Origin of the sequence: Pseudonocardia sp. Ae717_Ps2 (assembly GCF_001932475.1) — a bacterium.
Taxonomy (GTDB): domain Bacteria; phylum Actinomycetota; class Actinomycetes; order Mycobacteriales; family Pseudonocardiaceae; genus Pseudonocardia.
Map to the genome: position 1 here is coordinate 3647739 of NZ_MCIS01000001.1, position 22474 is coordinate 3670212.

Sequence of the window (22474 nt, forward strand, 5' to 3'; positions counted from 1 at the left end):
GCGGCGAGACTGCGCTGGCGTGCGCACCGCAACGGAGGGGGACGGCGTGCTGGTCTCGACGGCCGTACGGACGGCGACGAAGCGGCTCATCCCGCTGCTCGCCCTGGCCTATCTGCTGAACTACATCGACCGGGTCAACGTCGGGTTCGCGTCGCTGACGATGAACGCCGACCTGGGCCTGTCCGCGGCCGCCTACGGTCTGGGCGCCGGGCTGTTCTTCGTCGGGTACTTCTTCTTCGAGGTCCCGTCCAACGTGATCCTGCACCGGGTCGGGGCGCGGATCTGGATCGCCCGGATCATGGTGACCTGGGGCGTCGTCGCGTCGTCGACGGCGTTCATCCAGGGCGAGATCGGCTTCTACGTCGTGCGGGTGCTGCTCGGCATCGCCGAGGCCGGCTTCTTCCCGGGCATCATCCTGTATCTGACCTACTGGTTCCCGAGGGTCGAGCGGGCGCGGATCGTCGCCCTGTTCTTCCTGGCCGTGCCGCTGTCCTCGGTGGTCGGCGGGCCGCTGTCGACGTGGCTGATCTCGATCGGCGACGGCGCCCTGGGCTTCGACGCCGGCTGGCGTTTCATGTTCTTCGTCGAGGGCATCCCGGCGGTGCTGCTGGGCATCGCGGTGCTGTGGCTGCTGCCGGACCGTCCGACCCGGGCCCGGTGGCTGCCCACCGACCAGGCGGTCGCGCTGGAGGAGCGGATCGCCGCCGAGGACGCGGCGGCGGCCGGGCAGGACCGCGGGGTCGCCGCCGCCCTGCGCGACGGCCGGGTGGTGGCCCTGTCGGTCGTCTACTTCGGGATCGTGTTCGGGCTCTACGTCCTGGCGTTCTTCCTCCCCCAGATCGTCGCCGGGTTCGAGCAGCAGTTCGGCGCCGACTACTCGCTGGTCGAGGTCGGCCTGATCACCGCGGTGCCGTACGCGATCGCGTCGGTGACGATGGTGCTGTGGGCCCGGCGCTCCGACCGCAGCGGGGAGCGGCCGCTGCACGTGGCCGTCCCCGCCGTCGTGGGGGCGGTGGCGATCGCGGGCGCGCTGTACATGGACTCGCCGTTGCTGGTCATGGCCTGTGTGACCGTCTGCGCGATCGGGGTCTTCGCCGCGATCCCGCCCTTCTGGTCGCTGCCGAACGCCTTCCTCACCGGCGCCGGGGCCGCCGCCGGGATCGGGTTGATCAACTCCTTCGGCAACCTGTCCGGGTTCGTCGGTCCGTTCGTCGCGGGATGGCTCAAGGACCTGACCGGTGACTCGCGGGCCGGGATGTGGGTGGTCGCGGTGATGATGCTGATGTCGGCGGCGATCGCGATCGGCTTCCGCCGGACCGCGCAGCGCGCTGCGGCGGCAGAGGCAGAGGCGGCAGAGGCGGCGAAGGCGACCGACCGGACGGTCGACCCTCGACGGTGACCGACCGGTCGCGGCGGCACCGCGGAGCGCGCACCGGTACGGGCCGTGGGACCCGGCCCGGCGCACGCGCTCGGGGGATCGGCCCCCGAGCAGGTCAGTACCCGATCGCGCTCGCGTAGTGGACCGCGCCGAACGCGACGGCGGACGCGGCCACGGCAAGGGTGGCCAGCGCGAACGGCCAGGCCGGACGACGTTCGACGACCCGCAGCACGGTCATGGCGAGACCGGCCACGCCGGCGGCCGCGGCGACCACCAGCGAGCCGCCGACCGACACGAGCACGGCCGACGAGCTGCACGTGCGCGGCGGGCAGTACTCGAAGAAGGCGACCAGGAAGACGGCGCCGAAGATCCCGAGGGCGACCAGCATCCCGGTCACGACGAGCGCGGCCCCGGACAGCGCCGCGTCCCACCGGACGATCGGCCGGCGCCGCGTCTCCGGACGCACGGGACCGGTCGACAGCATGGCGCCAACGGTACCGCTACCGGCCGGTACAGGACAGATCGGACATCGGTCGTCACCGTTCGGTGAGCGGCCGCGCGGTGGATCCCGACTGGCAGCCGGGGCACCAGAAGAGGTTCCGCGTGCGGACCTCGGCGTGCGCGATCGGGGCGCCGCAGACCAGGCAGGGCTGTCCGGTGCGGCGGTAGGCGTAGACGACGCTGGCGCAGACCGCGCCGCGGTCGGGCGGCTCCAGCAGGGCCGGGTCGTGCTCGGGACGCAGCGTCTCGATCCGGCCGCGCCGCTCGCCGTCGTGGAGCATCGCGGTCAGGTCGTCCCAGAGCAGCGCGAAGGACCGGTCGTCGAGGTCACGGGCCGGGGTCATCGGGTCCAGACCGGTACGGAACAGCGTCTCGGCGCGGAAGACGTTGCCGATGCCCGCGATCACCGACTGGTCCATGAGCACCGCTGCCAGCGGGGCCCTGGAGCGGGCGAACCGTTCCCGGACGCGGGCCGGGTCGGCGTCGTCGCGCAGCGGGTCCTCGCCGAGTCGGGCCCGCAGCTGCGCCACCCCGGCGTCGTCGAGCAGCTCGCAGGCGGCCGGACCGCGCAGGTCGGCGTAGTGGGTCTCGCCGACGATCCGCATCCGGACCTGGCCGCGCGGCGGCTCCCGGGGCAGCTCCCGGTTCGGGAACCGGCCCCACAGCCCGAGGTGGACGTGCACGGTGGTGTCCGGACCGTAGTGCTGGAACAGGTGCTTGCCGTGGGCCTGCACGTCGACCAGCACCCGCCCGTCGACGATCTCGGCTCCGGTGCTGAACCGGCGCTGCGGACTGGACACCGCCACCGGCCGGCCCGCGTAGCGGCGGCGCTGGAGCCGCGCGAGCCGGTGCACGGTGTGTCCCTCGGGCATGCGGCGGGATCCCCCGCGGGGGCGGGTCCTACTCCCCCGAGGAGACACCCACCGCGTGCCGGGCCGGGGTGCGGCCGCGTCCGGCGACGAGCGCGTCGACCGAGAACCGGCCCGGTCCGGCCGCGGCCAGCGCGAGTCCGCCCGCGGCGATCACGCCGACCAGCTCCCAGCCGCCCGAGTCGACGAACGGGTTCAGACCGGGGTGCGCGAACAGGTAGGCCCCCACCATCTCGACGGCGACGACGAGCCCGGCGACGGTCGTCGCGGCACCGGCGAGCAGCAGCACGCCGCCTCCGATCTCGACCGCGATCGCGAACAGCGCGGACACCGTCGGCAGCGGGATGCCCATGCCGGCGAAGCCCGACGCGACACCGCCGACCCCGTTCGAGAGCTTCTGCAGACCGTGGGCGACGAGGACGACGCCGACGAGCAGCCGGACCAGCAGGAGTGCGATGTCGGAGAACGGCGTGGGAAGCGGGCGCATGGATGCCTCTCGATCGTTGAACGTTCACGCTTTCGCAGTCCGAGGCTACCGGATCGTCCGAAAGGCGTAGTCGTGTCCGCGGTCACTTCCCGCGGGGACACTGTCGCCGTCCGGGTTGCGCCGCGGCACGGCGGGCGATCAGGTGGACCCGTGCCCGACTTCTCGACGCTGTCCCACCTGGAGTGCTCCCGCACCGGCGAGGTCCTCGACGCCGACACCGTGCAGGGCACCTCGGGCTCCGGCGCCCCGCTGCTCGCCCGCTACGACCTGGACCGCGCCCGCACCCTGGTGACCCCGGCCGACATCGCCGCCCGCCCGCCGGACCTGTGGCGCTACCACGAGGTGCTGCCCGTACGGGACCCCGCGCACGTGGTGACGATGGGCGAGGGCATGACCCCGCTGCTGCCGCTCCCCCGGGCCGGCGCCCGCCTCGGGCTGCCGGGCCTGCGGATGAAGGACGAGGGCCTGATCCCGACCGGGGCGTTCAAGGCCCGCGGTGCCGCCGTCGGCGTCTCCCGCGCCGCCGAACTCGGCGTCCGCGCGGTCGCGATGCCCACCAACGGCAACGCCGGTGCCGCCTGGGCGTGCTACGCCGCGCGGGCCGGGCTCGGCGCGCTGATCGCGATGCCGGTCGACGCCCCGGAGATCACCCGGCGCGAGGTCGCCGTCTCCGGCGGGGAGCTGTACCTGGTCGACGGCCTGATCGGCGACGCCGGGAGGCTCGTCGCCGACGCCGTCGCCCGTCGCAACTCCGACGGGGCCGGATACCAGGACACCTCGACGCTGCGCGAGCCGTACCGCATCGAGGGCAAGAAGACGATGGGCTACGAGATCGTCGAGCAGCTCGGCTGGCGCTGCCCGGACGTGATCCTCTACCCGACCGGCGGCGGCGTCGGGATCATCGCGATCCACAAGGCCCTGGCGGAGATGCGGGAGCTGGGCTGGATCTCCGGTCCGCTGCCGCGGCTGGTCGCGGTGCAGGCCACCGGGTGCGCCCCGATCGTCGAGGCGTTCGAGGCCGGGCTGCGCGAGTCGACCGCCCCGGCCGACCCGCACACGGTCGCGTTCGGGATCACCGTGCCCAAGGCGTTGGGCGACTTCCTCGTCCTCGACGCCGTGTACGACACCGGCGGGACCGCCGTCGCCGTCTCCGACGACGAGCTGCTCGCCGCCGAGCACGCCCTCGCCCGCGACGAGGGCACCTGGATCTGCCCGGAGGGCGCGGCCTGCGTCGCCGCGGCGGGCCGGCTGCGGGAGTCGGGCTGGCTCGACGGGTCGGAGACGGTCGTCGTGCTGAACACCGGCAGCGGGCTGATCTACCCCGACACCGTGCCCGCCGACGCGCCGGTGCTGGCGACCGACGGGCGCATCCCGTGACCGCGGCGTACCGGCCCGGACCGGTGATCCGGGGCATCGAGCGGGTCGGGAACCGGGTGCCGCACCCGTTCTTCCTGTTCTGGATCCTCCTGCTGCTGCTCGGGGTCGGCTCGGCGGTGCTGGCCGCGAACGGGGCGACCGCGCAGCTGCCGGGCGCCCCGCAGGCACAACCGGTCCGCGACATCCTGTCCGTGGCGGGCCTGCGGCAGCTGCTCACCACCATGGTGGACAACTTCATCGGCTTCCCGCCGCTGGGCGTGGTGCTCACGATGCTGCTGGGCGTCGGGATCTGCGAGCGCACCGGGCTGCTGCGGTCGCTGGTGAACATCGCGCTGACCCGGGTACCGCGGCGCTTCATGCCGTATGCGGTGGCCTACCTGTGCGTGCAGGGCCACTTCATGGGCGACGCGGCGATGGTGATCCTCCCCCCGCTGGCGGCGCTCGCGTTCGCCTCGGTGGGGCGGCATCCGGTCGCCGGGGCGCTCGGCGCGTTCGCGGCGACGGCCGTCGGCTACGGCTCCGGGCTGATCGTCGGTGCGCTGGACGCGAACCTGGCCGCGCTGACCGAGTCGGTGCTGCCGCCGGGGACGCCGCCGGACATCGGCGTCGGGGTGCTCATGAACTACTGGTTCCAGGCGGTGTCGGCGCTCGTGCTGCCCGCGGTGCTCGGCTGGATCCTGGCGCACCGCGTCGAGCCGGGGCTGCCCCCGGTCGACCCGGAGCCGGACGCGGCGGGTGAGCCGGACACGACGGTCACCGCGCGGGAGCGGCGCGCGCTGCGGGTGGCGGGCGTCGCCCTCGCGGTGTGGCTGGTCTGCGCGCTGGCGGCCTGGCTCGTGCCCGGCGGCCCGCTGCAGGGCGACGACGGGTCCCTGATCGACTCCCCGTTCCTCGACGGGATCGTCCCGCTGCTGTTCCTGACCTTCCTCGTCACCGGCCTGGCCTACGGCATCGCCGCGGGCGTGGTGACCCGCCCGTCGGACATGCCGGAGATGATGGCCGAGTCGCTGAAGGGGATGCTCGGGTTCGTCGTCATCGCCTTCTCCGCGGGCCAGTTCATCGCGATGTTCACCTGGAGCGGGGTCGGGACGTGGCTGGCGGTGGAGGGGTCGGCCGGGCTGCGCGCGATCGGCCTGACCGGGCTCGGCGCATTGCTGCTCGCGCTGGTGCTGTGCTCGGTGCTGGCGATGGTGGTGTTCTCCGGGGCGTCGCTGTGGACGGTGCTGGCGCCGGTACTGGTGCCGGTGTTCGTCGGGCTGGGCCTGCACCCGGCGGTCATCCAGGCGACCTACCGGATCGGTGACGCGATCACCAACCCGATCTCGCCGCTGAACCCCTACCTGTACGTGCTGCAGCTGACCTGCCGTCGCTACGACCGCTCGTTCACCCTGGGCGCGGTGTTCTCGCGGATGGCGATGTTCGTCGTGCCGGTGTTCGTGGTGTGGGTGGTCATCCTCTGCGTGTTCGTCCTGCTGGGGCTGCCGCTCGGCCCGGGGACGACGATCCGGCTGGCCGGGTGAGCACCGGTAGCCTGCGGGCGTGTCACTCCTGCGCCCCGGATCCGAGCCCTCCCCCGCACCGCTGTCGCGGTACTGGCGGACCTACGTGGCCGAGTGCGCCGAGCAGGTGCAGCGCTTCCACCGGATCACCACGGTGATCTCGGCGATGCAGGTGCGGACCTGGCTCACCGAGATCGGCAAGCGGCTGGACTCGGAGCTGGAGGCGGTGCAGCGCCTGGCCGCCGTCGGCGACTCGATCGAGCCCGCCCGGTTCCGGCTCACCGAACCGCCCGCCAAGCGGATCGCCGCCCGGCTGAACAAGGCCAAGGCGTCGCTGAAGCAGTCGGTCGACCAGGCCGCGGAGATCGCCGAGCAGGCGGTGCTGGACCCGACCCACGACGACGTCCGGGTGCACCTGAAGGTCCTCAACGAGCAGGTCGGGCGGCTGGCGATCGCCGCCCCGATGGAGGACGAGCCCGCCGACCGGCCGCGCCGCCGCCGGTGGGGCGGCGCGGCCTCCTGACCGTCAGAAGGGTCGGTCGCCCGCGATCGCGACGCGCTCCGCGACCCGGGTGTGCGGGTGGTAGTCGCCGACCGCGTAGTGCTGGGTCGCCCGGTTGTCCCAGAACGCGAGCGTCCCCTCGGACCAGCGGTAGCGGACCTGGAACTCGGGCACGCGGGCCTGGGCGAACAGGTGCCGCAGCAGCGCGTCGGACTCCTCGCGCGGGAGCCCGACGATCTCCGTCGTGAACGAGGCGTTCACGAACAGCGTGCGGCGCCCGGTCTCCGGATGGGTCCGGACGACGGGGTGGGTCACCGGCGGGAACAGGTCGCGGCCACGGGCCAGCCGCTCCGGGTCCAGGAACCGGGCGAAGCCGGGCACCATGTCGTGCACCGCGACGGCGTCGTCGATGCGCGCCCGCACCTCGTCGGTGAGGTTGTCGTAGGCGACGGCCATGTCGGCCCACACCGTGTCCCCGCCGAACGGTGGCGTCTGCACCATCCGCAGCATGGCGCCCATGGCCGGTGCGGGACGGAACGTGGTGTCGGCGTGCCAGATGTTCTCGTAGGTGCGCCTGCCGGTGCCGAAACGGACGACGTCGGCGGCGTCGCCGGTGTCGAGCATCGGGTTGGTCTCCAGGTCGCCCCAGAGCAGCGCGAGTTCGCGCTGCCGGTCGCTGGTGAGGTGCTGGCCGGGGAAGAACAGGACCTTCCACTCCAGCAGTGCCCGGTGCAGCTCGGCCCGCAGGTCCTCGTCGACGCGGTCACGCAGGTCGATACCGGTGATCTCGGCGCCCAGGGTGCGCCCGAGCGGGGTGAGGGTGAAGGCCTCGAAGTCCGCGCCACATCGGTCCGCCCCGTCGCCCGGGAGGCGGGCCAGCAGGCGCTCACCCTCCAGGAGGTCGACGGCGGGTGTGGAACGGGGCCGGGTGACCGGCGCATCGAGGTGGATCGTCACGTCCGCGATGGTGCGTCCGCCGTCCGGTGGTGGACAACCGGGCGTCCACTGCGCGGTGACCTGTCCGGTCAACTTCGGCGCGCACCGCCCCGGACCCGGTGGAGTCGACCAGCCGGCACCGGCCCGTCGCGCTCGTACCCGGTGCCGCCGCCGCACGGTGCCGCCGCTCGGTGCCGCCGCTCGGTGCTGTCGCTCGGTGCCGCCGCCACTCGGTGACGCCGATCCGCCCCGTCCGCCCCAAGGATGTGACGGTTGTGAATCCGCTTACCGGGTAAGCGGATTCGCAGCACCCCACTTCCGCGACGGACCGGGCGGCGCGGGCGTGCCGGCGTCGGTTGCTCGAAACCGTCGCACCCGGCAGGCAGGATGGACCCATGACGACCACCGAGTCCCCGACCGAGAAGCGCTCCGGTCTCGACCTCAGCTGGGTCGACCCGGACGTCCGTCCCCAGGACGACCTGTTCACCCACGTGAACGGCCGGTGGCTGGCGACCCACGAGATCCCCGACGACCGTTCGCAGGACGGTGCGTTCCGCGTCCTGCGCGACCGGGCCGAGGACCAGGTCCACGAGATCGTGGAGGAGTGCGCGGCCTCCTCGGAGCCCGGCACCGAGGCCCGCAAGATCGGCGACCTGTACCGCTCGTTCATGGACGTCGAGCGGGTCGAGGAGCTCGGCACCGCGCCGCTGCGCCCGCTGCTCGACGAGATCTACGCCGCCACCGACCGGGCCGCGCTCGCGACCGTGCTCGGCCGGCGTCAGCGCGAGGGCCGGGCCGCGCTGTTCGGCGAGTTCATCGCGACCGACCTCAAGGACTCCTCCCGCTACCTGGTGAACCTCAACCAGGCCGGGCTGGGCCTGCCCGACGAGTCGTACTACGGCGACGAGGGCGACCCCGAGATCCGGGCGAAGTACGTCGAGCACCTGCGGCGCCTCGCCGAGCTGGTCGGGCTGGCCGAGCCGGAACGCGTCGCCGAGCAGGTCATGGACCTGGAGACCGCGCTGGCCGACGCGTCCTGGGACCGGGTCCTCAACCGCGACGCCGAGAAGACCTACACCCTGATGACCCGCGAGGAGCTGCGGGCCGCTGCCCCCGGCTTCGACTGGGCCGAGTGGGAGTCCGCGCTGGGGGTGCCCGCGCACGCCTACGACGAGGTGATCGTCCGCCAGCCGAGCTTCGTCACCGCCGCCGGTGAGCTGTGGGCCGGGCGCCCGCTGGAGCAGTGGCAGGCGTGGCTCGCGCTGACCGTCGCCGGGTCGTGCGCGGAGTTCCTCTCCGCGGACCTGGTCGAGGCCGACTTCGACTTCTTCGGCCGCACCCTGTCCGGCACCCCGGAGCTGCGCGAGCGCTGGAAGCGCGGGGTGTCGCTGGTGGAGGGCGCGCTGGGCGAGGCCGTCGCGAAGATCTACGTCGAGCGGCACTTCCCGCCGCGGGCCAAGGAGCGCATCACCGAGCTGGTCGACAACATCGTCGAGGCCTACCGCCGGTCGATCTCCACCCTGGACTGGATGAGCCCGGCCACCCGGGAGCGGGCGCTGGACAAGCTCGGCAAGTTCACACCGAAGGTCGGCTACCCGGACTCCTGGAAGGACTACTCCGACCTGCAGATCGACCCGGCCGACCTGCTCGGCAACGCGGGTCGCGCGGCCCAGTGGCGCCACGACTTCGAGTACGCCAAGCTAGGCGGCCCCGTCGACCACGGCGAGTGGCTGATGACCCCGCAGACGGTCAACGCCTACTACCACCCGCGGCTCAACGAGATCGTGTTCCCGGCAGCGATCCTGCAGCCGCCGTTCTTCGACGCCGATGCCGACGACGCCGCGAACTACGGCGGCATCGGCGCGGTCATCGGCCACGAGATCGGGCACGGCTTCGACGACCAGGGCTCCCGCTACGACGGCGACGGCAACCTCACCGACTGGTGGGAGTCCGCCGACCGGACCGAGTTCGAGTCCCGCGCGCAGATGCTGATCGACCAGTACGACGGCCTGTCCCCCGCCGGGCTGCCCGACCACAAGGTCAACGGCTCGCTGACGGTCGGCGAGAACATCGGCGACCTGGGCGGGCTGACGATCGCGCTGAAGGCGTACGCGATCGCGCACGAGGGCTTCGAGCCGCCGGTGATCGACGGTCTGACGGGTGAGCAGCGGGTGCTGTTCGGGTGGGCGCAGGTGTGGCGGGCGGTGACCCGCGACGCGGAGGCGATCCGGCGGCTCACCACCGACCCGCACTCGCCGCCGGACCTGCGGTGCAACGCGGTCGTCACGAACCTCGACACCTTCCACGAGGCGTTCGGGGTGACCGAGTCCGACGGGCTCTACACCGACCCGGACCGGCGCGTCCGGATCTGGTGACACGGTCCCCCGCGCCGGGTTGACCGGCCGGCGCGGGGGTATCCGTCCCCATGACGCAGACGTTCGCCAAGGGCACGTGGGTGGCCTGGAACTGGGGCAACGGCACCCCGACCGGCAAGGTGGTGGACCACTCCACCGACCGGATCGAGAAGACGATCAACGGGTCGACGCAGTCCCGGAACGGGACCGAGGACAACCCGGCCTACGTGCTGGAGCAGGAGGACGGCCAGACCGTGCTCAAGCTCCACTCGGAGCTGAGGAAGGCGTGACCCGCCGGCGGCGGCGCCGCACCACCAGGTAGACCACGACGAGCAGGACCAGGAAGGGCACACCCGCCTGCGCCGCCGTCGCGAACTGGGTGGTGAACGGCGTCGTCGCCAGCACCGCGGCGACGAACAGCATCGCCGCGACCGTCGTGTACGGCGCGCCCCAGAGGCGGACCGGGGACGCCTCACCGGCGCCCGCCCGGCGGAACGCGAGGTGCGCGGCGAAGATCAGCAGCCAGGTCACCAGTGCCCCGAACAGGGCCAGCCCGACGAGCAGCGGGAACGCGGTGGCCTCGGCGAACACCGAGACCAGGGACGCGAGGGCCAGCCCGACCGCGGACAGCGCGAGTGCCCGCTGCGGGGCGCCGTGCCGGTTGACCCGGGCCAGCGAGCGGGGCGCGTAGCCGTCGCGGGCCAGCGAGTAGGTCATCCGCGCGGTCACGTAGAGGTTGGTGTTCATCGCCGACAGCGCCGCGGTCAGCACGACGAGGTTCATCACCGTGGCCGCCGCGGGCACCCCGGCCTGGGCGAAGAGCCGCACGAACGGCGACTCGCCGACGTCGTCGCCGGTGGTCACGGTGTTCCAGGGCACCAGGGTCACCACCACCAGCATGGCGCCGACGTAGAAGATCGCGAGCCGCACGACGGTGCGCCGGGCGGCCCGCGGGATGTCGCGCACCGGGTCCGACGACTCGGCCGCGGTGACGGCGACGGCCTCGGTGCCCAGGAACGAGAAGGTCACCACGGTCAGCGCGAGCCAGATCGCGCCGATCCCGTTCGGGGCGAACCCGCCGTGCGCGGTGAGCGCCCCGAGTCCGACCGGTTCCTGCCCGGGCAGCCCGAACACGATCGCGACGAGACCGACGGCGATGAACGCCACGATCGTCACCACCTTGATCATTGCGAACCAGTACTCGGTCTCGCCGAAGAAGCGGACCGCGCCCGCGTTGACCGCCAGCATCACCACGGAGAACCCGACGACCGGGATCCACAGCGGCAGGTCGGGGTACCAGAACGTCAGGTAGAGCCCGGCGGCGACGACCTCGCTGCCGATGTTCACGACCTGCGCGGCCCAGTACATCCACCGCTGCACGAACCCGGCGCCGGGCCCGAGGTAGCGCTGGGTGATGGGCCCGAACCCGCCGGCCTCGGGGTGGCGCACCACCATCTCGGCCAGCGCGTAGGCCAGGACCAGCGCGACGACCGCGGCGACGACGTAGGCGACGATCACCGCGGGACCGGCGAGGGAGATCGCGAGCCCGGAGCCGAGGAACAGCCCGGTGCCGATCGCGCCGCCCACGGCGATCATGCCGATCTGGCGCCCGTCGAGTTCGCGGCGCAGGCCGTCCATGGTGCTCCCCGTGCGGTACCGCTCCCCCGGCCCGGGATGGCGGGCGGGGCGCGCCGGCACGGCGCCCGGCCGGCTGGGCCGGGTGCGGTGCGTGGCGCAACGGGCGGTGATCCTCGCACGAACCCGACGGGCTCAGTCCCGGGGGCCGTCCGGCGGGGCCTCGACCAGCGCCCGCCGGAACCAGGTCACGTCGCGCCACGCACCGAGCTTCCAGCCGACCCCGCGGAACGTGCCGACCTCGGTGAAGCCCAGCGCGCGGTGCAGGGCGGCGCTCGCCTCGTTCGGCTCGGTCATCCCGGCGACGGCGACGACCATGCCGCGCGCGGCGAGCTCGGTGAACAGCGCCTCGTACAGCGCTCGGCCCACACCCCGGCCGCGGGCCTCGGGGGCCAGGTAGACCGAGACCTCGCAGGTCCGCCCGTAGGCTGCGCGGGACTTCCAGGGCCCGCCGTAGGCGTAGCCGAGCACCGCGCCGCCGGGACCGACCGCGACCAGCCAGACGTGACGCTCCTGGGCGGCCGCGATCCGCTCGGCCATCTCGACCGGACCGGGCGGCTCGACCTCGAAGCTGATCGCGGTGTCGCGGACGTAGGGGGCGTAGACGGCGGCGCAGGCGTCGGCGTCCTCGGCGGTCGCCGGGCGGACGAGGGGTGGGGTCGGCACGGACACAGGGAATCACGGTGCATCGGTGGCCGTCGCGGGTGAGGATCGCCGGTGTGCTCCTGTCGATCGTGCTCGGACTCCTCTTCGGCCTCGCCGGCACGTCGACGTCCGGGGTGACGGTCGCGCTCCCGCACCTGGCCGCCGACCTCGGGGTCGGGACCGCGACCGCGACCTGGATGGTCAGCGGGTACGCCGTCGCGCTGGCCGTGGCGACGCCGGTGCACGGACGGCTCGCCGACGCCGTCGGGATCCGGGCCCCGCTGTGCATCGGAGCGGGCCTGCTCGGGCTGGGGGCGCTCGCCGCCGCGGCGGCGCCGAACTTCGGGCTGCTGATGACCGCCCGGATCGTGCAGGGGATCGGAGCCGCGGCGATCCCGGTGCTGGCCTCGGCGCTGCTCTCGGCCCGGATCCCGCCGGAGCGACGCGGCGGCGCGCTGGGACGGCTGGCCGGGACCTCCGCCGCGTTGTCCGCGCTCGGGCCGCTGATCGGCGGGGCGCTGACGACGGTGGGCGGGTGGCGGGCCGCGGTCGCACTGCCCGCGCTGGCGCTGCTCGCCCTCCCCTACCTGTGGCGGCACTCGGTGGTCCGTGGCGACGGCGCCCGGGTGGACCTGGCGGGCGCGGTGATCGTCGCGACCGCGGTGACCGGCCTGGTGCTGCTGGTGCAGTCGCCCGGCGCCGGTGCGGTCGCGGCCGTCGCCGGTGGGGTGCTGCTCGCCGTCGGCGTGCCCATGACGGCGCTGTGGGTGCGGGCCCGTCCCGACGGGTTCCTGCCACGCGGGGTGGTCGGGAACGCGACGGTGGTGCGCAGCTCGCTGTGCGCGTCGGTGGTGCCGGCCAGCTGGTTCGCGCTGCTGCTGGGCATCCCGCTGGAGCTCGCCGAGCGCGGCTGGAGCCCGCTGTCCACCGGGCTGGTGCTGGTGCCCTCGGCGGTGGTGGCGCTGGTGTGCCCGGCGGCGTCGGGGTTCCTGCAGACCCGGATCGGAGCACACCGGACACTCACCCTGGCCTGCGCGACGACCGTCGTCGGGCTGGTGCTCGGCGTGGCCGGGGTGGCGACCCACCTGCCGTGGGTGCTGGCGCTCGCCCCGATGCTGGTGACACTGGCGTTCGGCACCGGCCAGCCCGCGATGATCGCCTCGGTCGGTGCCGCGGTGCCGCAGGACCGGCGCAGCGGCGCGATCGGGGTCGCGACGCTGTGCTTCCTCACCGGCGCCGGGATCGGGGCGGCGGCGATCGGCGGGTTCGCCGCCGTCCTCGGGCTGAGCGCGGCGCTGGCGCTGCTGCTGGTGCTGCCCGTCGCCGGGACCGCGGTGCAGCTGGTCGCGGGGCCCCGGCCCGGGACGGCGTGATCGTTCACCCGCGCGCCACCCCGACGACGCCGGGTGGTCGCCGGGGCGTCCGCTCCGGCCGCGATCGTCCCCGTTCGGGTGATCACCGTGCCGGACCGGCCGGGCCCGAACGAGGAGTGCCCGTGTCCCGAACCGCCGTCCGCACCGTCCTCGTCGCGACCGTCGCGGCGCTCGTCGTGGGTGCGACGACCGGCGCCACCGCAGCGCCGCTCGCCGCGCCGGCAGCAGTGCCGTCCGCAGCACAGACAGCAGTGCCGTCCGCAGTGCCACCGACCGCCCCGTCCGCCGCGCAGGCCCGCGAGGGCGACCTGCTGGAGGTGCGCCTGCGCGACCTGCGGCCCACCCAGCCGAACATCGGCCACGACCAGATCCACTACAAGCTGGGCCGCTACGCGGGCACGAAGGACACCGACCGCGGCACGCCGAACAAGCGGTTCGACGACTGGTGCGAGGCCGACGGGCGGGGCGAGGCCGCCGAGGCCGGACCGGGCGCCACGCTGCGCGACCCGTCGTCGTTCCGGTGCACGATCGCGACCGGTGCGGAGACTCCGGCGTCGCTCGCGGCGATGAAGACCGTCGTCGTCGGGCCCGGGAACGCGCTGTACCTGACCGACGGCCACCACACGACGACGTCACTGCTGGAGACCGCCGACGGCGGACCCGACGTGCGGGTCCGGATGCGGGTGCAGGCGAACCTGTCCCGGCTGACGCCGGCCGCGTTCTGGACGCAGATGCAGGCCCGGTCCTGGGTGTGGCTGCGCACCGCCGACGGCACCACCATCACCCCGCAGCAGCTCCCCGACCGGATCGGGCTGGCGCTGCTGCCCGACGACCCCTACCGCGGGCTCGTCTACTTCACCCGCGACATCGGCTACGCCCCGCCTGCCGACGCCCCGGAGTACCTGGAGTTCTTCTGGGCCTCCTGGCTGCGCACCCGGATCGACCTGGGCCGCTACGACCTGCACGACCCGGCCTCGTACCTGCGCGCGGTGAAGGACGCCTCGCAGCTGATGTCCTCGACGCCGGGCGACACCGAGATCGCGCCCGGCCGGACCGCGGACCAGCTCGGCCGGATCGCCCGCTGGAACGACGGCAAGGCCGCCGACAAGGGCGAGTTCGGCGACCTGTCCCGCCCGATCACCGACCCGAAGCCCGGCAAGGTCGCCTACGCCGTCGACTCCCGCAACTGGGTCCCGGCCACGCCGGCGTGCACCCGCACCGTGACCGGGGCGTACACCGGCCCGCTGACCGTCGGCTCGGGGGTGCTCTGCCTGGATCGGGCGCGGGTCCGCGGGCCGGTCACGGTGACCGGCGGCGCGAGCCTGGTGCTGCGCGGGTCCGACGTGACCGGCCCGGTGACCGCGACCCGGGCCCGCGTCGTCGAGGTGTGCGGGGCCCGGGTGACCGGGCCGGTCGTCGTGCGGGGAAGCACCGAGCGGACGCGGGTCGGAGGCTGGGCCTGCACCCCGAACGAGGTGCGCGGCCCGGTCGTCGTCGGCTGAGCGTCACCGACGCCCAGCTCGGCGATCGGCGGCGCGACCCACCAGCGCGCTCAGCGCCCCGCCCCGATCGAGCGCCGGACCTCCTCGGCGTAGAGCCGGCGCAGCTCCGCGATCCGGGTGGCCCCGACCAGCCGCGGGTCGGTGCCGGGGTTCTCCCGGGTGACGACGTCGTCGAGCCACACCCGGAAGCAGCCGTGGAGCCCGCGGACCAGCCCGTCGAGCAGGCACGACGCCGGCTCGAGCGGGTCCAGGACGGTCGAGACCGCACGGTGGCCGTGCTCGGGGTGCGGGGCCTGCTCCGGGCACACGACGAACCACCCCTGCCGGGCCAGGACGGCCTCCTGGAACAGGTCGAGGACCACCTCCTCCTCGGCGGCCCCGGCGAGGGTGCACAGCACGTGCCGGGCCACCGCGAGGTCCTCGTGTCCGATGGCCTCGGCGAGCGCGACGACGTCGGGCACCGCATGCCCGACCCGCTCCGCGACGAGCGCGGCGGAGGCCCGCAGCCAGCGCAGGGTCGCGACGGCGGCCGCGTTCGGCTCGACCGACGTCACGATCGCGGGCGGCCCGAGCGGGTCGTCGTGCAGCAGCGAGTGGGCGACGAGGAGCTGCTCGGCCGGGGCGTCGCACCGCGGGTGGACGACGGCCTGGGCGGAGCGGCCGGTGAGGACGCCGTCGTCGGCGTCGAGGACGGCGTCGGTCTCGGCGCGGACGTCGGCGACGACGGCGTCGCGGAACGCCTGCCCCGGTGCCCGCGCCACGATCCGGCCGAGCAGGTGCGCGGTCTCGGCACAGCCGTCCTCCATGACGCGCAGCAGGTCTCCGACCGGCTGGTTCGGGTGGCGGACCGCCGCGGCCAGCTCCGCCGGGTCGATCTCGTGCGCGGCCTGGTCGGCGTAGGCGGCCCACAGGTGCCTCGACAGGGCGCTCAGCGCGGTCGCGGTGCGGCGGGCCAGGGAGTGGTCGAGGGTCCGCGGGACGCGGGCGGCCCGGTGGGCGACGGCGCCGTCGCCGGTGGGCCAGCAGGCGACGATCGTCGAGGCGACCGGGTCGTGGGCGTAGGTGGTCATGCGGCTTGGACGACGCCGGGTGCGACTCGGTTCCGCCGGGTCCGCGATCGGGCACCGTTGGCCGCGCCCGTGATCGGTGGGTATCCGTGGATCAGGAGCGGCACCATCACTCTCGCCGGGAATCGGCTGATCCGCCCCGGGCGAACACGAACACCGACTACGCTCGCCCGGTGACGCTCAGCCCGGAGCGGCAGCGGTCGTTCGAAGGCCTCATCTCCCAGGTCAGCGCGGACAACGTCCTCGCGGTGGCACGAGTGCTCCGTACCCGGGCCGACGACATGGAGTCGATGCTCAACGCCAGTCTCAACGGCCTCGACCTCAGACCCTGTGCCGAGGATCCTGTATCCCTCGACGCCCGCGACCTCTTCCAGCGGAAGATCGACCAGATTCTGGCCGGGCACTGGGCCCAGTGTGCCGAGCTCCGCGCAGCCCACACGGCCCTGCGCGCGACGGCGCTGGAGTACGGCGTCACCGACGCCGATCTTGCACGTGAGTTCGGGGACGACTCGTGATGCGCACCCGGCTGGTCATCGGGCTGGCCGTCACCGTGCTCCTCACCGGCTGCGGAGGCGCTGCCCGCCACGACGAGCAGGACCGGCCGGTGTCGTTCCCGCCTCGGCCGTTCGAACTGGACGTCACGACGGTGGACCCGTGCGACGGCCTCGCCCCATCGGATCGCGATCGCCTCGGCGTCCGGACGACGAAACCCGGCACGAGCCAGGACGGCACGTCGAACGACTGCACATGGAGCACCCGCGACGGTCTGGGCTACACACTCCAGACCTTCCACGTCGATGCAGCTCAGGCGTTCGAGCCCGGCAGCTCCGAGATCGTCGAGGTCGCGGGGTTCGGCGCCGTCCAGCGATCGCTGGCTGCCCCGGGGACGGGTCTACCGCTCTGTCAGCTCGTGCTCGACGTCGCCGACACCGCGTCGCTCCGTGCTCAGGTCCAGGTCACACCGCTGGCCGAGAGGGGCGGGGCGTACACCGGCAGGTCGATCTGTGACCGTCTCCGTGGCGAGGCCTCGCGGATGATGGCGAACCTGCGCGCGGCCCACGCCGGCTGACCTCAGCGGTTCCCGACCACCCGTTCCGGCGCCACGAGCACCGCCGCCCGCCGCTGCTCGGCCATCACCCGGTCGTACTCGGCCCAGTCGTCGTGGGTGCCGCCGCAGGCGACGAACACGTCCCGGAGAAGCTGCGGGACGTCGACGCCGTCGCGCGGGTCGTCCGGCCCGATGATCTCCGAGTTGCCCTCGACGGCCACCCAGCGCCACCCGGCCCGCCAGTGCAGCGACGTCGCGGGTCGCGCGCGCAACGCCGTCAGCTTGACGGGGCCGTAGGTGACGTAGGCGGCCACCGGGGTGCCGGTCACGGGGTGGTCGAGCACACCCGGGTTGACCAGCGAGGTGTGCGGGCGTCCGTCGGCGCGGACGACCGCGACGGTGCACAGCCCGGAGTCCTCGGCGACGATCCGCCGTACCGCGTCCAGATCCATGCGACCAGTGTGGCCGCTCAGCGCCAGCCGAGCTTCTCGGTGCACGCGGGCCAGGCCTTCCAGCCCTGCTCGTCCTGCACCTTCTTCGCGATCTCGATCTGCTGGGCCTTGGTCGCCTGCTCGGCGCTCGGGGCGTACTTCCGGCCGCCGAACTCCTTCCAGGTCGACGGCGTGAACTGCAGTCCGCCCTTGAACCCGTTGCCGGTGTCGGCGTCCCAGTTCCCGGTGCTCTCGCAGTGCGCGAGCTTGTCCCAGGTGGCGGTCCGCTCGACCGACGGCGCGGCCGACGACGTCGACTCGGCCGCCGCCGCGGTCCCGACGACGCCCAGTGGAGCCGCCGCCACCGCGGCGAACGCGCTGATCCGGGCGACCTTCCGGCCGGTCTCGGTGGGCTTGCGGTGTCGTCCAGCCATCGTCGTTCCTCTACCTCGGGGAGCAGGTGCCGCCCGGGCCGGAGTGCAGGGAGGGCCCGGAGCGGCCGACACCGTAACCACGCCGAGACCACTCGTCACAACCCGTGACACCCGCCGACGCGGAGTAGGCGACGAGTGGTCGCCTGGCCGCGTTCACCGACGGACGGGGTAACGCATACCCGTCGGGCCGTCCGCCGATCAGCTGCCGCGGGTCGGCGCGGGGACCGGTTCGCCCGTCGCGGGAACGGGGACGCGACGGCCCAGCACCGCCGCGACGACGGCGAGCACCGCGACGACGCCGCCGTACACCAGCGCCGTGGGCCGCAGCTCCCCCAGCGTCGCGGCGACGCCCGCGACCATCGCCGGCACCGAGAACGCCAGGTAGGCCAGCGTGTAGAGGGCCGCGAAGAGCTCGCCGCGCTCGTGCGGGGCGGCGAGCGTGGACATCGTCCCGAACGTGGCGTAGGCGGCCGAGCCGAAACCCAGCCCGGCGACGACCGCGCCGACGGCGGCGAGCGCGAGCACTCCGGTGAGCACCCCGGCCAGTGTGACGACGGTACCGGCGGCGAGCAGCCAGGCCGCCGGGACGAGCAGCGTCACGGGGACGCGCCCGCGCAGCGCGAAGGCCGTCACCGCGCCGGTCCCGACGAGCGCGACGACGGTGAGCCCGCCGACCAGGTGGTCGCGCACGCCGAACACCTGCGCGACCACCGAGCCCCCGAGCGAGAGGTAGAGCCCGGCGAGCGCCCAGCTCGCCAGCAGGATCGGCACGATCACGGCGAACCCGGACCGCACCCGCGGCGGCACCCCGACCCGCGGGCGCAGCGACGCGAGCGCCCCCGGCCGACGGTCGATGGTCTCCGGGATCAGGGCGACCAGCACGGCGGCCAGGACCAGGCCGGCGAGCAGCAGCGCCCAGACCAGGCGGGTCGGCGCGGGCGCGTACTCGACGAGCAGGCCGCAGCCCAGCGCCCCGACGGCGAGACCGGACAGCGGCGCGGTGCCGTTGACCACGCCGGCGCGCTCGGGCCGGTCACCGCGAGCGGCGAGATCGACCAGCGTCGCGGGCAGCGTCGCCGTCGCCGCGCCGGTCGCGACGCCCTGGACGACGCGCGCGACCAGGAGCCAGCCGACACCGTCGGCCAGCAGGAACAGCACCAGGGACACGGCCTCCAGCGCGATCGCACCGAGCAGCACCGGCTTGCGCCCGATGTGGTCCGACAGCGACCCGGCGACGAGCAGGGCGGCGATCAGCGCGAGGACGTAGACCGCGAACACCGTGGTCAGCGTGAACTCGCTGAAGGCGAAGCTCTCCTGGTACACGACGTAGAGCGGGGACGGCGCGGACGACGCGGCGAGGAACCAGACGAACGTCGCGGCGACGACGGCGAACGCCACCGGCGGGGACAGGCGGGGCACGGTGCTCCTCGGGTCGGACGGCCTTCTGAGCATCCGCAACGACCGGCCCGGGACCCGCATTCCCCCGACCTCCCCGGCGCCCCCGCTCCCCCGCCCAGCACGACGACGCCGCGGGCTCGGCGCGCGAGGAGGGGCGGGTGCGGGGGTGGGTCAGGCCAGAGCGGTGCGCAGGGCGGCGCCCGCCTCGTCGAGCAGGGCACGGCTGTCGTCGACCGCGGCGCCGAACTGCAGGAACCCGTGGATCATGCCCGGCGACTCGCGCAGCTCCGCCTTCACCCCCGCGGCGTTCAGCGCCGCGGCGTAGGCAGCACCCTGGTCGCGGAGCGGGTCGAACTCCGCGGTGACGACCAGCGCGGGCGGCAGCCCGGACAGGTCGGTGGCGCGGGCCGGAGACATCCGCGGGTCGCGCAGGTCCTTCTCGTCGGTGAGGTAGTGGCCCATGAACCACTCCATCATGGCCCGGGTCAGCAGCGGACCCTGTGCGTTCTCGGTCATCGACGGGCTCTCGTCGGCGCCGTCGACGGCCGGATAGACCAGCAGCTGGAACCGCAGGTCGGGACCGTGGTCGCGAGCGTGCTGGGCGACGACCGCCGACAGGTTCCCGCCCGCGGAGTCGCCGCCGACGGCGATGCGGGACGGGTCGCCGTCGAACTCCGCGGCGTGGGCGTGCACCCAGTCCAGGGCGGCGACGGCGTCGTCGACGGCCGCGGGGAACCGGTGCTCGGGCGCGAGCCGGTAGTCGACCGAGACGACGACGGCGCCGGACCGGTTGGCCAGCGACCGGCACACCGGGTCGTGGCTGTCGAGGTCGCCGATCACCCAGCCGCCGCCGTGGTAGAAGACCAGGATCGGGAACGGGCCGGTGCCCTCGGGCGTGTAGATGCGGACCGGTACGTCACCGGCGCGGTCGTCGCGGACCGCCGCGACCGGCTCGGGCGGGCCGGACACCGCGGCCATCCCCCGGAGCATGGCCCGGTTCTGCTCGACGGTCATGGTCTCCGGCGGGTCACCGCCCTGCTGGGCCAGGAGCGTCAGGAGGGCTTCCACCTGCGGGTGCAGCGGCACGGTCGGTACTCCTTCTACGTCGTCCCACGAGTGGCGGGGTCCTACGGGGCGGCGGACCCCACTCGACCATCCTGCACCCGCCGGGCACCGACGGCGTGGACGACGACGGCCGCCCCGGCGAGCAGCACCGCCACCGCGGGCACGGCGGGCCGCAGGTGCTCCAGCAGGAGCCCGCCCGCGACGGCCCCGAGCACCAGCGCGCCGAGCTGGCGCAGCGCCGACCACCGCCGCCCGTCGCCGGTGACCAGGTCGGCGACCGCACCGGTCAGGGTGCCGGTCATGTAGGTCGTGGACTCCCCGAGCAGCCGGGCGACGCTGCTCTGTCCACCCATCGCGACCGCGGCCCCGGCCAGCAGCGGCAGCGTCGCGGCGGGCGCGAGCAGCCACGCGACGGCGAGTGCGATCAGCACGACCAGCTCGGCCAGCAGCGGCGCGGACACCGCATCCCGCTGCCACCGCCGGTGCAGCGACCACAGACCGACCCCGGCGACGAAGCCCGCCACCGCGACCGCCGGTGGGAGCAGCTCGACCGGGTCGGCGACGGCGACGGCATGCCCCGCCGTCACGAGGTTGCCGGTGACGACGCCGGCGAAGGCGCCACCCAGGGCGACCACCGCCCAGACGTCCACCACCCCGGCGCAGGCGGCCAGCAACGCGAGGACGATCGCACGGTTCACCGGATGATCCTCCCGCGGCGGCCACCGGAGGTGGCACGCTGGGCGGGTGCAGCTGCGTGCCACCTCCGTTCCGGCCGGGCTGCTCCGCGTGCGCTACGAGGTCACCGCCGACGGCCGGGCCGTGACCGGGTGGAGCGCACGTGCCTGGCAGGCCCACCGGGACCTCGTCATCGACGGGCACCCCTACGCGCTGCGCTCGGAGGGGATCGCCCGGTTCGCGCTGGAGGGCGACGTCCGCGCCCGCATCCAGCGCTCGGTCGACCATCCGGACGGGCCGCTGTCGCGCCCTCGGTGGTCGGTCGAGGTCGGCGACCTGGCCTACCGGCTCAGCGGCTCGGGGGTCGGGCACCGGTTCGCGCTGCTCACCACGGCCGACGCGGTCAACGAGGCGGGCCGGGTGTGGCGGGCCGGCGCGCTGCGGCCGCGTTACGGCGCGGACCTGCCCGATGCGCTGCCGCTGCCGGTCGGGGTGTTCGTGCTGTGGGCGGCGATGGCGATCTGGCGGGCGACGGTCACCGCGGCCGCGACGGCGGTGCGGTGACCCACCGCAGACCTCACGCAGCAGATCTCACGGTCCCGGCCTCACGCAGCGGGCCTCACGCCTGCGGACGCACGACGGCCCCGGACGCCGTGGTGGGGACGTCCGGGGCCGGTGTGGTGGGTGCTGCTCAGACCTCGCCGCGGTAGCCGGCCGCCTGGGCCTGCCACATCCAGCGGGCCTCCTCCAGCGCGCGGCCCAGCTCGATGAGCAGGTCCTCCGTGAGCGGGTCGGCCTTGCCGGCCTGCTCGATCCGCGGACGCAGCCGGTCGACGACGGCGTCGACGGTCGCCGAGATGGTCAGCACCGTGTCCTGGTCGGACACGTAGCCCGCCGGGTACTCCGGCAGCCCGGTGTCGCGGCCGACCGTCCTCGCGCGACCGTCGGGGGCGACGCCGATGGCGGCGGCACGCTCGGCGACCGAGTCGCCGTGCTCGCGCGCGAGGTCGACGAGCTCGTCGAGGTGCAGGTGGATGTCACGGAACTGCTTGCCGACGAGGTTCCAGTGCGCCTGCTTGGCGACCAGGGACAGGTCGACGAGGTCGACGAGGGTCTCCTGCAGCACGCGGCCGGTGATGTCGGTGGCGCCGCCGTCGAGCGGGCTGGTGATCGGGGTGGCCATGGTGCTCACCGCTCCTTCCGATGTCGGTTCGGGACGTACCGGGAGTGCCCCGACCGTGGGGCGCCCACACCCGTTCGTGATCCGTCCGACAACCGGTGAGGCATGCCTGACCTGG

General features: G+C 74.1%; 24 protein-coding genes. 11 read left to right on the forward strand and 13 right to left on the reverse strand.

Annotated features, from left to right (window positions below):
• Positions 1-19: 19 nt before the first annotated feature.
• The gene (locus Ae717Ps2_RS16655; RefSeq protein ID WP_233147591.1) at positions 20-1399 is read left to right on the forward strand and encodes an MFS transporter; all 1380 of its coding nucleotides are present in this window, start codon (positions 20-22) and stop codon (positions 1397-1399) included.
• A gap of 94 nt (positions 1400-1493) precedes the next feature.
• On the opposite strand, the gene Ae717Ps2_RS16660 is transcribed toward Ae717Ps2_RS16655, so the two are convergent.
• Genes Ae717Ps2_RS16660 through Ae717Ps2_RS16670 form a run of 3 tightly spaced genes read right to left on the reverse strand, consistent with a single transcriptional unit; the run spans position 1494 to position 3235 of the window.
• Entirely contained in the window at positions 1494-1862 is a 369-nt protein-coding gene (locus Ae717Ps2_RS16660; RefSeq protein WP_020622389.1) for a hypothetical protein, read from the reverse strand.
• Positions 1863-1914: 52 nt separating this feature from the next.
• On the reverse strand, positions 1915-2751 hold the full coding sequence (locus Ae717Ps2_RS16665) for an Fpg/Nei family DNA glycosylase (RefSeq protein WP_020622390.1): 837 nt from the start codon (positions 2749-2751) through the stop codon (positions 1915-1917).
• A gap of 28 nt (positions 2752-2779) precedes the next feature.
• Positions 2780-3235, reverse strand: coding sequence for a DoxX family protein (locus Ae717Ps2_RS16670; protein ID WP_075307165.1), 456 nt, complete (start codon positions 3233-3235; stop codon positions 2780-2782).
• A gap of 150 nt (positions 3236-3385) precedes the next feature.
• Here Ae717Ps2_RS16670 and Ae717Ps2_RS16675 point away from each other — a divergent pair, with 150 nt between their 5' ends.
• Genes Ae717Ps2_RS16675 through Ae717Ps2_RS16685 form a run of 3 tightly spaced genes read left to right on the forward strand, consistent with a single transcriptional unit; the run spans position 3386 to position 6634 of the window.
• Positions 3386-4612 (forward strand): threonine synthase, encoded by a 1227-nt coding sequence (locus Ae717Ps2_RS16675; RefSeq protein WP_075307167.1) that lies wholly within the window; start codon positions 3386-3388, stop codon positions 4610-4612.
• On the forward strand, positions 4609-6132 hold the full coding sequence (locus Ae717Ps2_RS16680; RefSeq protein ID WP_075307169.1) for an AbgT family transporter: 1524 nt from the start codon (positions 4609-4611) through the stop codon (positions 6130-6132). The genes Ae717Ps2_RS16675 and Ae717Ps2_RS16680 overlap by 4 nt, the downstream gene beginning before the upstream one ends.
• Before the next feature lie 19 nt (positions 6133-6151).
• Positions 6152-6634: a hypothetical protein gene (locus Ae717Ps2_RS16685; protein ID WP_075550130.1), complete on the forward strand. Its 483-nt coding sequence runs from the start codon at positions 6152-6154 to the stop codon at positions 6632-6634.
• A gap of 3 nt (positions 6635-6637) precedes the next feature.
• Here the strand turns inward: Ae717Ps2_RS16685 and Ae717Ps2_RS16690 are convergent, their stop codons facing one another.
• Entirely contained in the window at positions 6638-7570 is a 933-nt protein-coding gene (locus tag Ae717Ps2_RS16690; RefSeq protein ID WP_075333581.1) for a TauD/TfdA family dioxygenase, read from the reverse strand.
• A 374-nt stretch (positions 7571-7944) separates the two neighbouring features.
• Here Ae717Ps2_RS16690 and Ae717Ps2_RS16695 point away from each other — a divergent pair, with 374 nt between their 5' ends.
• Positions 7945-9924 (forward strand): M13 family metallopeptidase, encoded by a 1980-nt coding sequence (locus Ae717Ps2_RS16695; RefSeq protein ID WP_075333582.1) that lies wholly within the window; start codon positions 7945-7947, stop codon positions 9922-9924.
• Positions 9925-9974: 50 nt separating this feature from the next.
• Positions 9975-10193, forward strand: a complete 219-nt coding sequence (locus tag Ae717Ps2_RS16700; RefSeq protein ID WP_020622397.1) for a DUF2945 domain-containing protein — start codon at positions 9975-9977, stop codon at positions 10191-10193.
• On the opposite strand, the gene Ae717Ps2_RS16705 is transcribed toward Ae717Ps2_RS16700, so the two are convergent.
• Both Ae717Ps2_RS16705 and Ae717Ps2_RS16710 read right to left on the reverse strand, forming a co-directional pair.
• The gene (locus Ae717Ps2_RS16705; protein WP_075307185.1) at positions 10162-11541 is read right to left on the reverse strand and encodes an amino acid permease; all 1380 of its coding nucleotides are present in this window, start codon (positions 11539-11541) and stop codon (positions 10162-10164) included. The two genes, Ae717Ps2_RS16700 and Ae717Ps2_RS16705, sit on opposite strands and share 32 nt — an antisense overlap.
• 132 nt (positions 11542-11673) lie before the next feature.
• Positions 11674-12204, reverse strand: coding sequence for a GNAT family N-acetyltransferase (locus Ae717Ps2_RS16710; protein ID WP_198932202.1), 531 nt, complete (start codon positions 12202-12204; stop codon positions 11674-11676).
• 53 nt (positions 12205-12257) lie between these two features.
• Here Ae717Ps2_RS16710 and Ae717Ps2_RS16715 point away from each other — a divergent pair, with 53 nt between their 5' ends.
• Together Ae717Ps2_RS16715 and Ae717Ps2_RS16720 are read left to right on the forward strand one after the other, a co-directional pair.
• Positions 12258-13556, forward strand: coding sequence for an MFS transporter (locus Ae717Ps2_RS16715; RefSeq protein ID WP_075550131.1), 1299 nt, complete (start codon positions 12258-12260; stop codon positions 13554-13556).
• Between the two features lie 122 nt (positions 13557-13678).
• Positions 13679-15058 (forward strand): ParB/Srx family N-terminal domain-containing protein, encoded by a 1380-nt coding sequence (locus tag Ae717Ps2_RS16720; protein ID WP_233147592.1) that lies wholly within the window; start codon positions 13679-13681, stop codon positions 15056-15058.
• 50 nt (positions 15059-15108) lie between these two features.
• Here Ae717Ps2_RS16720 and Ae717Ps2_RS16725 read toward each other — a convergent pair whose 3' ends face one another.
• A complete protein-coding gene (locus tag Ae717Ps2_RS16725; RefSeq protein WP_075307189.1) occupies positions 15109-16128 on the reverse strand; it encodes a hypothetical protein in 1020 nt (339 codons plus the stop codon).
• A gap of 170 nt (positions 16129-16298) precedes the next feature.
• Between Ae717Ps2_RS16725 and Ae717Ps2_RS16730 the strand changes: the two genes are divergently transcribed.
• The gene (locus tag Ae717Ps2_RS16730; protein ID WP_083695781.1) at positions 16299-16640 is read left to right on the forward strand and encodes a PE domain-containing protein; all 342 of its coding nucleotides are present in this window, start codon (positions 16299-16301) and stop codon (positions 16638-16640) included.
• Positions 16640-17194: a DUF3558 family protein gene (locus Ae717Ps2_RS16735; RefSeq protein WP_075307191.1), complete on the forward strand. Its 555-nt coding sequence runs from the start codon at positions 16640-16642 to the stop codon at positions 17192-17194. The genes Ae717Ps2_RS16730 and Ae717Ps2_RS16735 overlap by 1 nt, the downstream gene beginning before the upstream one ends.
• Positions 17195-17196: 2 nt before the next feature.
• On the opposite strand, the gene Ae717Ps2_RS16740 is transcribed toward Ae717Ps2_RS16735, so the two are convergent.
• The 5 genes from Ae717Ps2_RS16740 to Ae717Ps2_RS16760 form a co-directional block, all read right to left on the reverse strand.
• On the reverse strand, positions 17197-17625 hold the full coding sequence (locus Ae717Ps2_RS16740; RefSeq protein WP_075333584.1) for a pyridoxamine 5'-phosphate oxidase family protein: 429 nt from the start codon (positions 17623-17625) through the stop codon (positions 17197-17199).
• A 17-nt stretch (positions 17626-17642) separates the two neighbouring features.
• Complete coding sequence (locus Ae717Ps2_RS16745; RefSeq protein ID WP_020622404.1) at positions 17643-18038, reverse strand: transglycosylase family protein; 396 nt, start codon at positions 18036-18038, stop codon at positions 17643-17645.
• A gap of 198 nt (positions 18039-18236) precedes the next feature.
• Positions 18237-19457: an MFS transporter gene (locus Ae717Ps2_RS16750; RefSeq protein ID WP_233147593.1), complete on the reverse strand. Its 1221-nt coding sequence runs from the start codon at positions 19455-19457 to the stop codon at positions 18237-18239.
• A 150-nt stretch (positions 19458-19607) separates the two neighbouring features.
• The gene (locus Ae717Ps2_RS16755) at positions 19608-20522 is read right to left on the reverse strand and encodes an alpha/beta hydrolase (protein WP_020622406.1); all 915 of its coding nucleotides are present in this window, start codon (positions 20520-20522) and stop codon (positions 19608-19610) included.
• A 41-nt stretch (positions 20523-20563) separates the two neighbouring features.
• Positions 20564-21199, reverse strand: coding sequence for a YoaK family protein (locus Ae717Ps2_RS16760; RefSeq protein ID WP_075307195.1), 636 nt, complete (start codon positions 21197-21199; stop codon positions 20564-20566).
• Positions 21200-21245: 46 nt separating this feature from the next.
• On the opposite strand from Ae717Ps2_RS16760, the gene Ae717Ps2_RS16765 reads away from it, so the two are divergent.
• Complete coding sequence (locus Ae717Ps2_RS16765) at positions 21246-21740, forward strand: hypothetical protein (protein ID WP_075307197.1); 495 nt, start codon at positions 21246-21248, stop codon at positions 21738-21740.
• A 127-nt stretch (positions 21741-21867) separates the two neighbouring features.
• Here Ae717Ps2_RS16765 and Ae717Ps2_RS16770 read toward each other — a convergent pair whose 3' ends face one another.
• Positions 21868-22359, reverse strand: coding sequence for a DNA starvation/stationary phase protection protein (locus tag Ae717Ps2_RS16770; protein ID WP_060714524.1), 492 nt, complete (start codon positions 22357-22359; stop codon positions 21868-21870).
• Positions 22360-22474 lie beyond the last annotated feature (115 nt).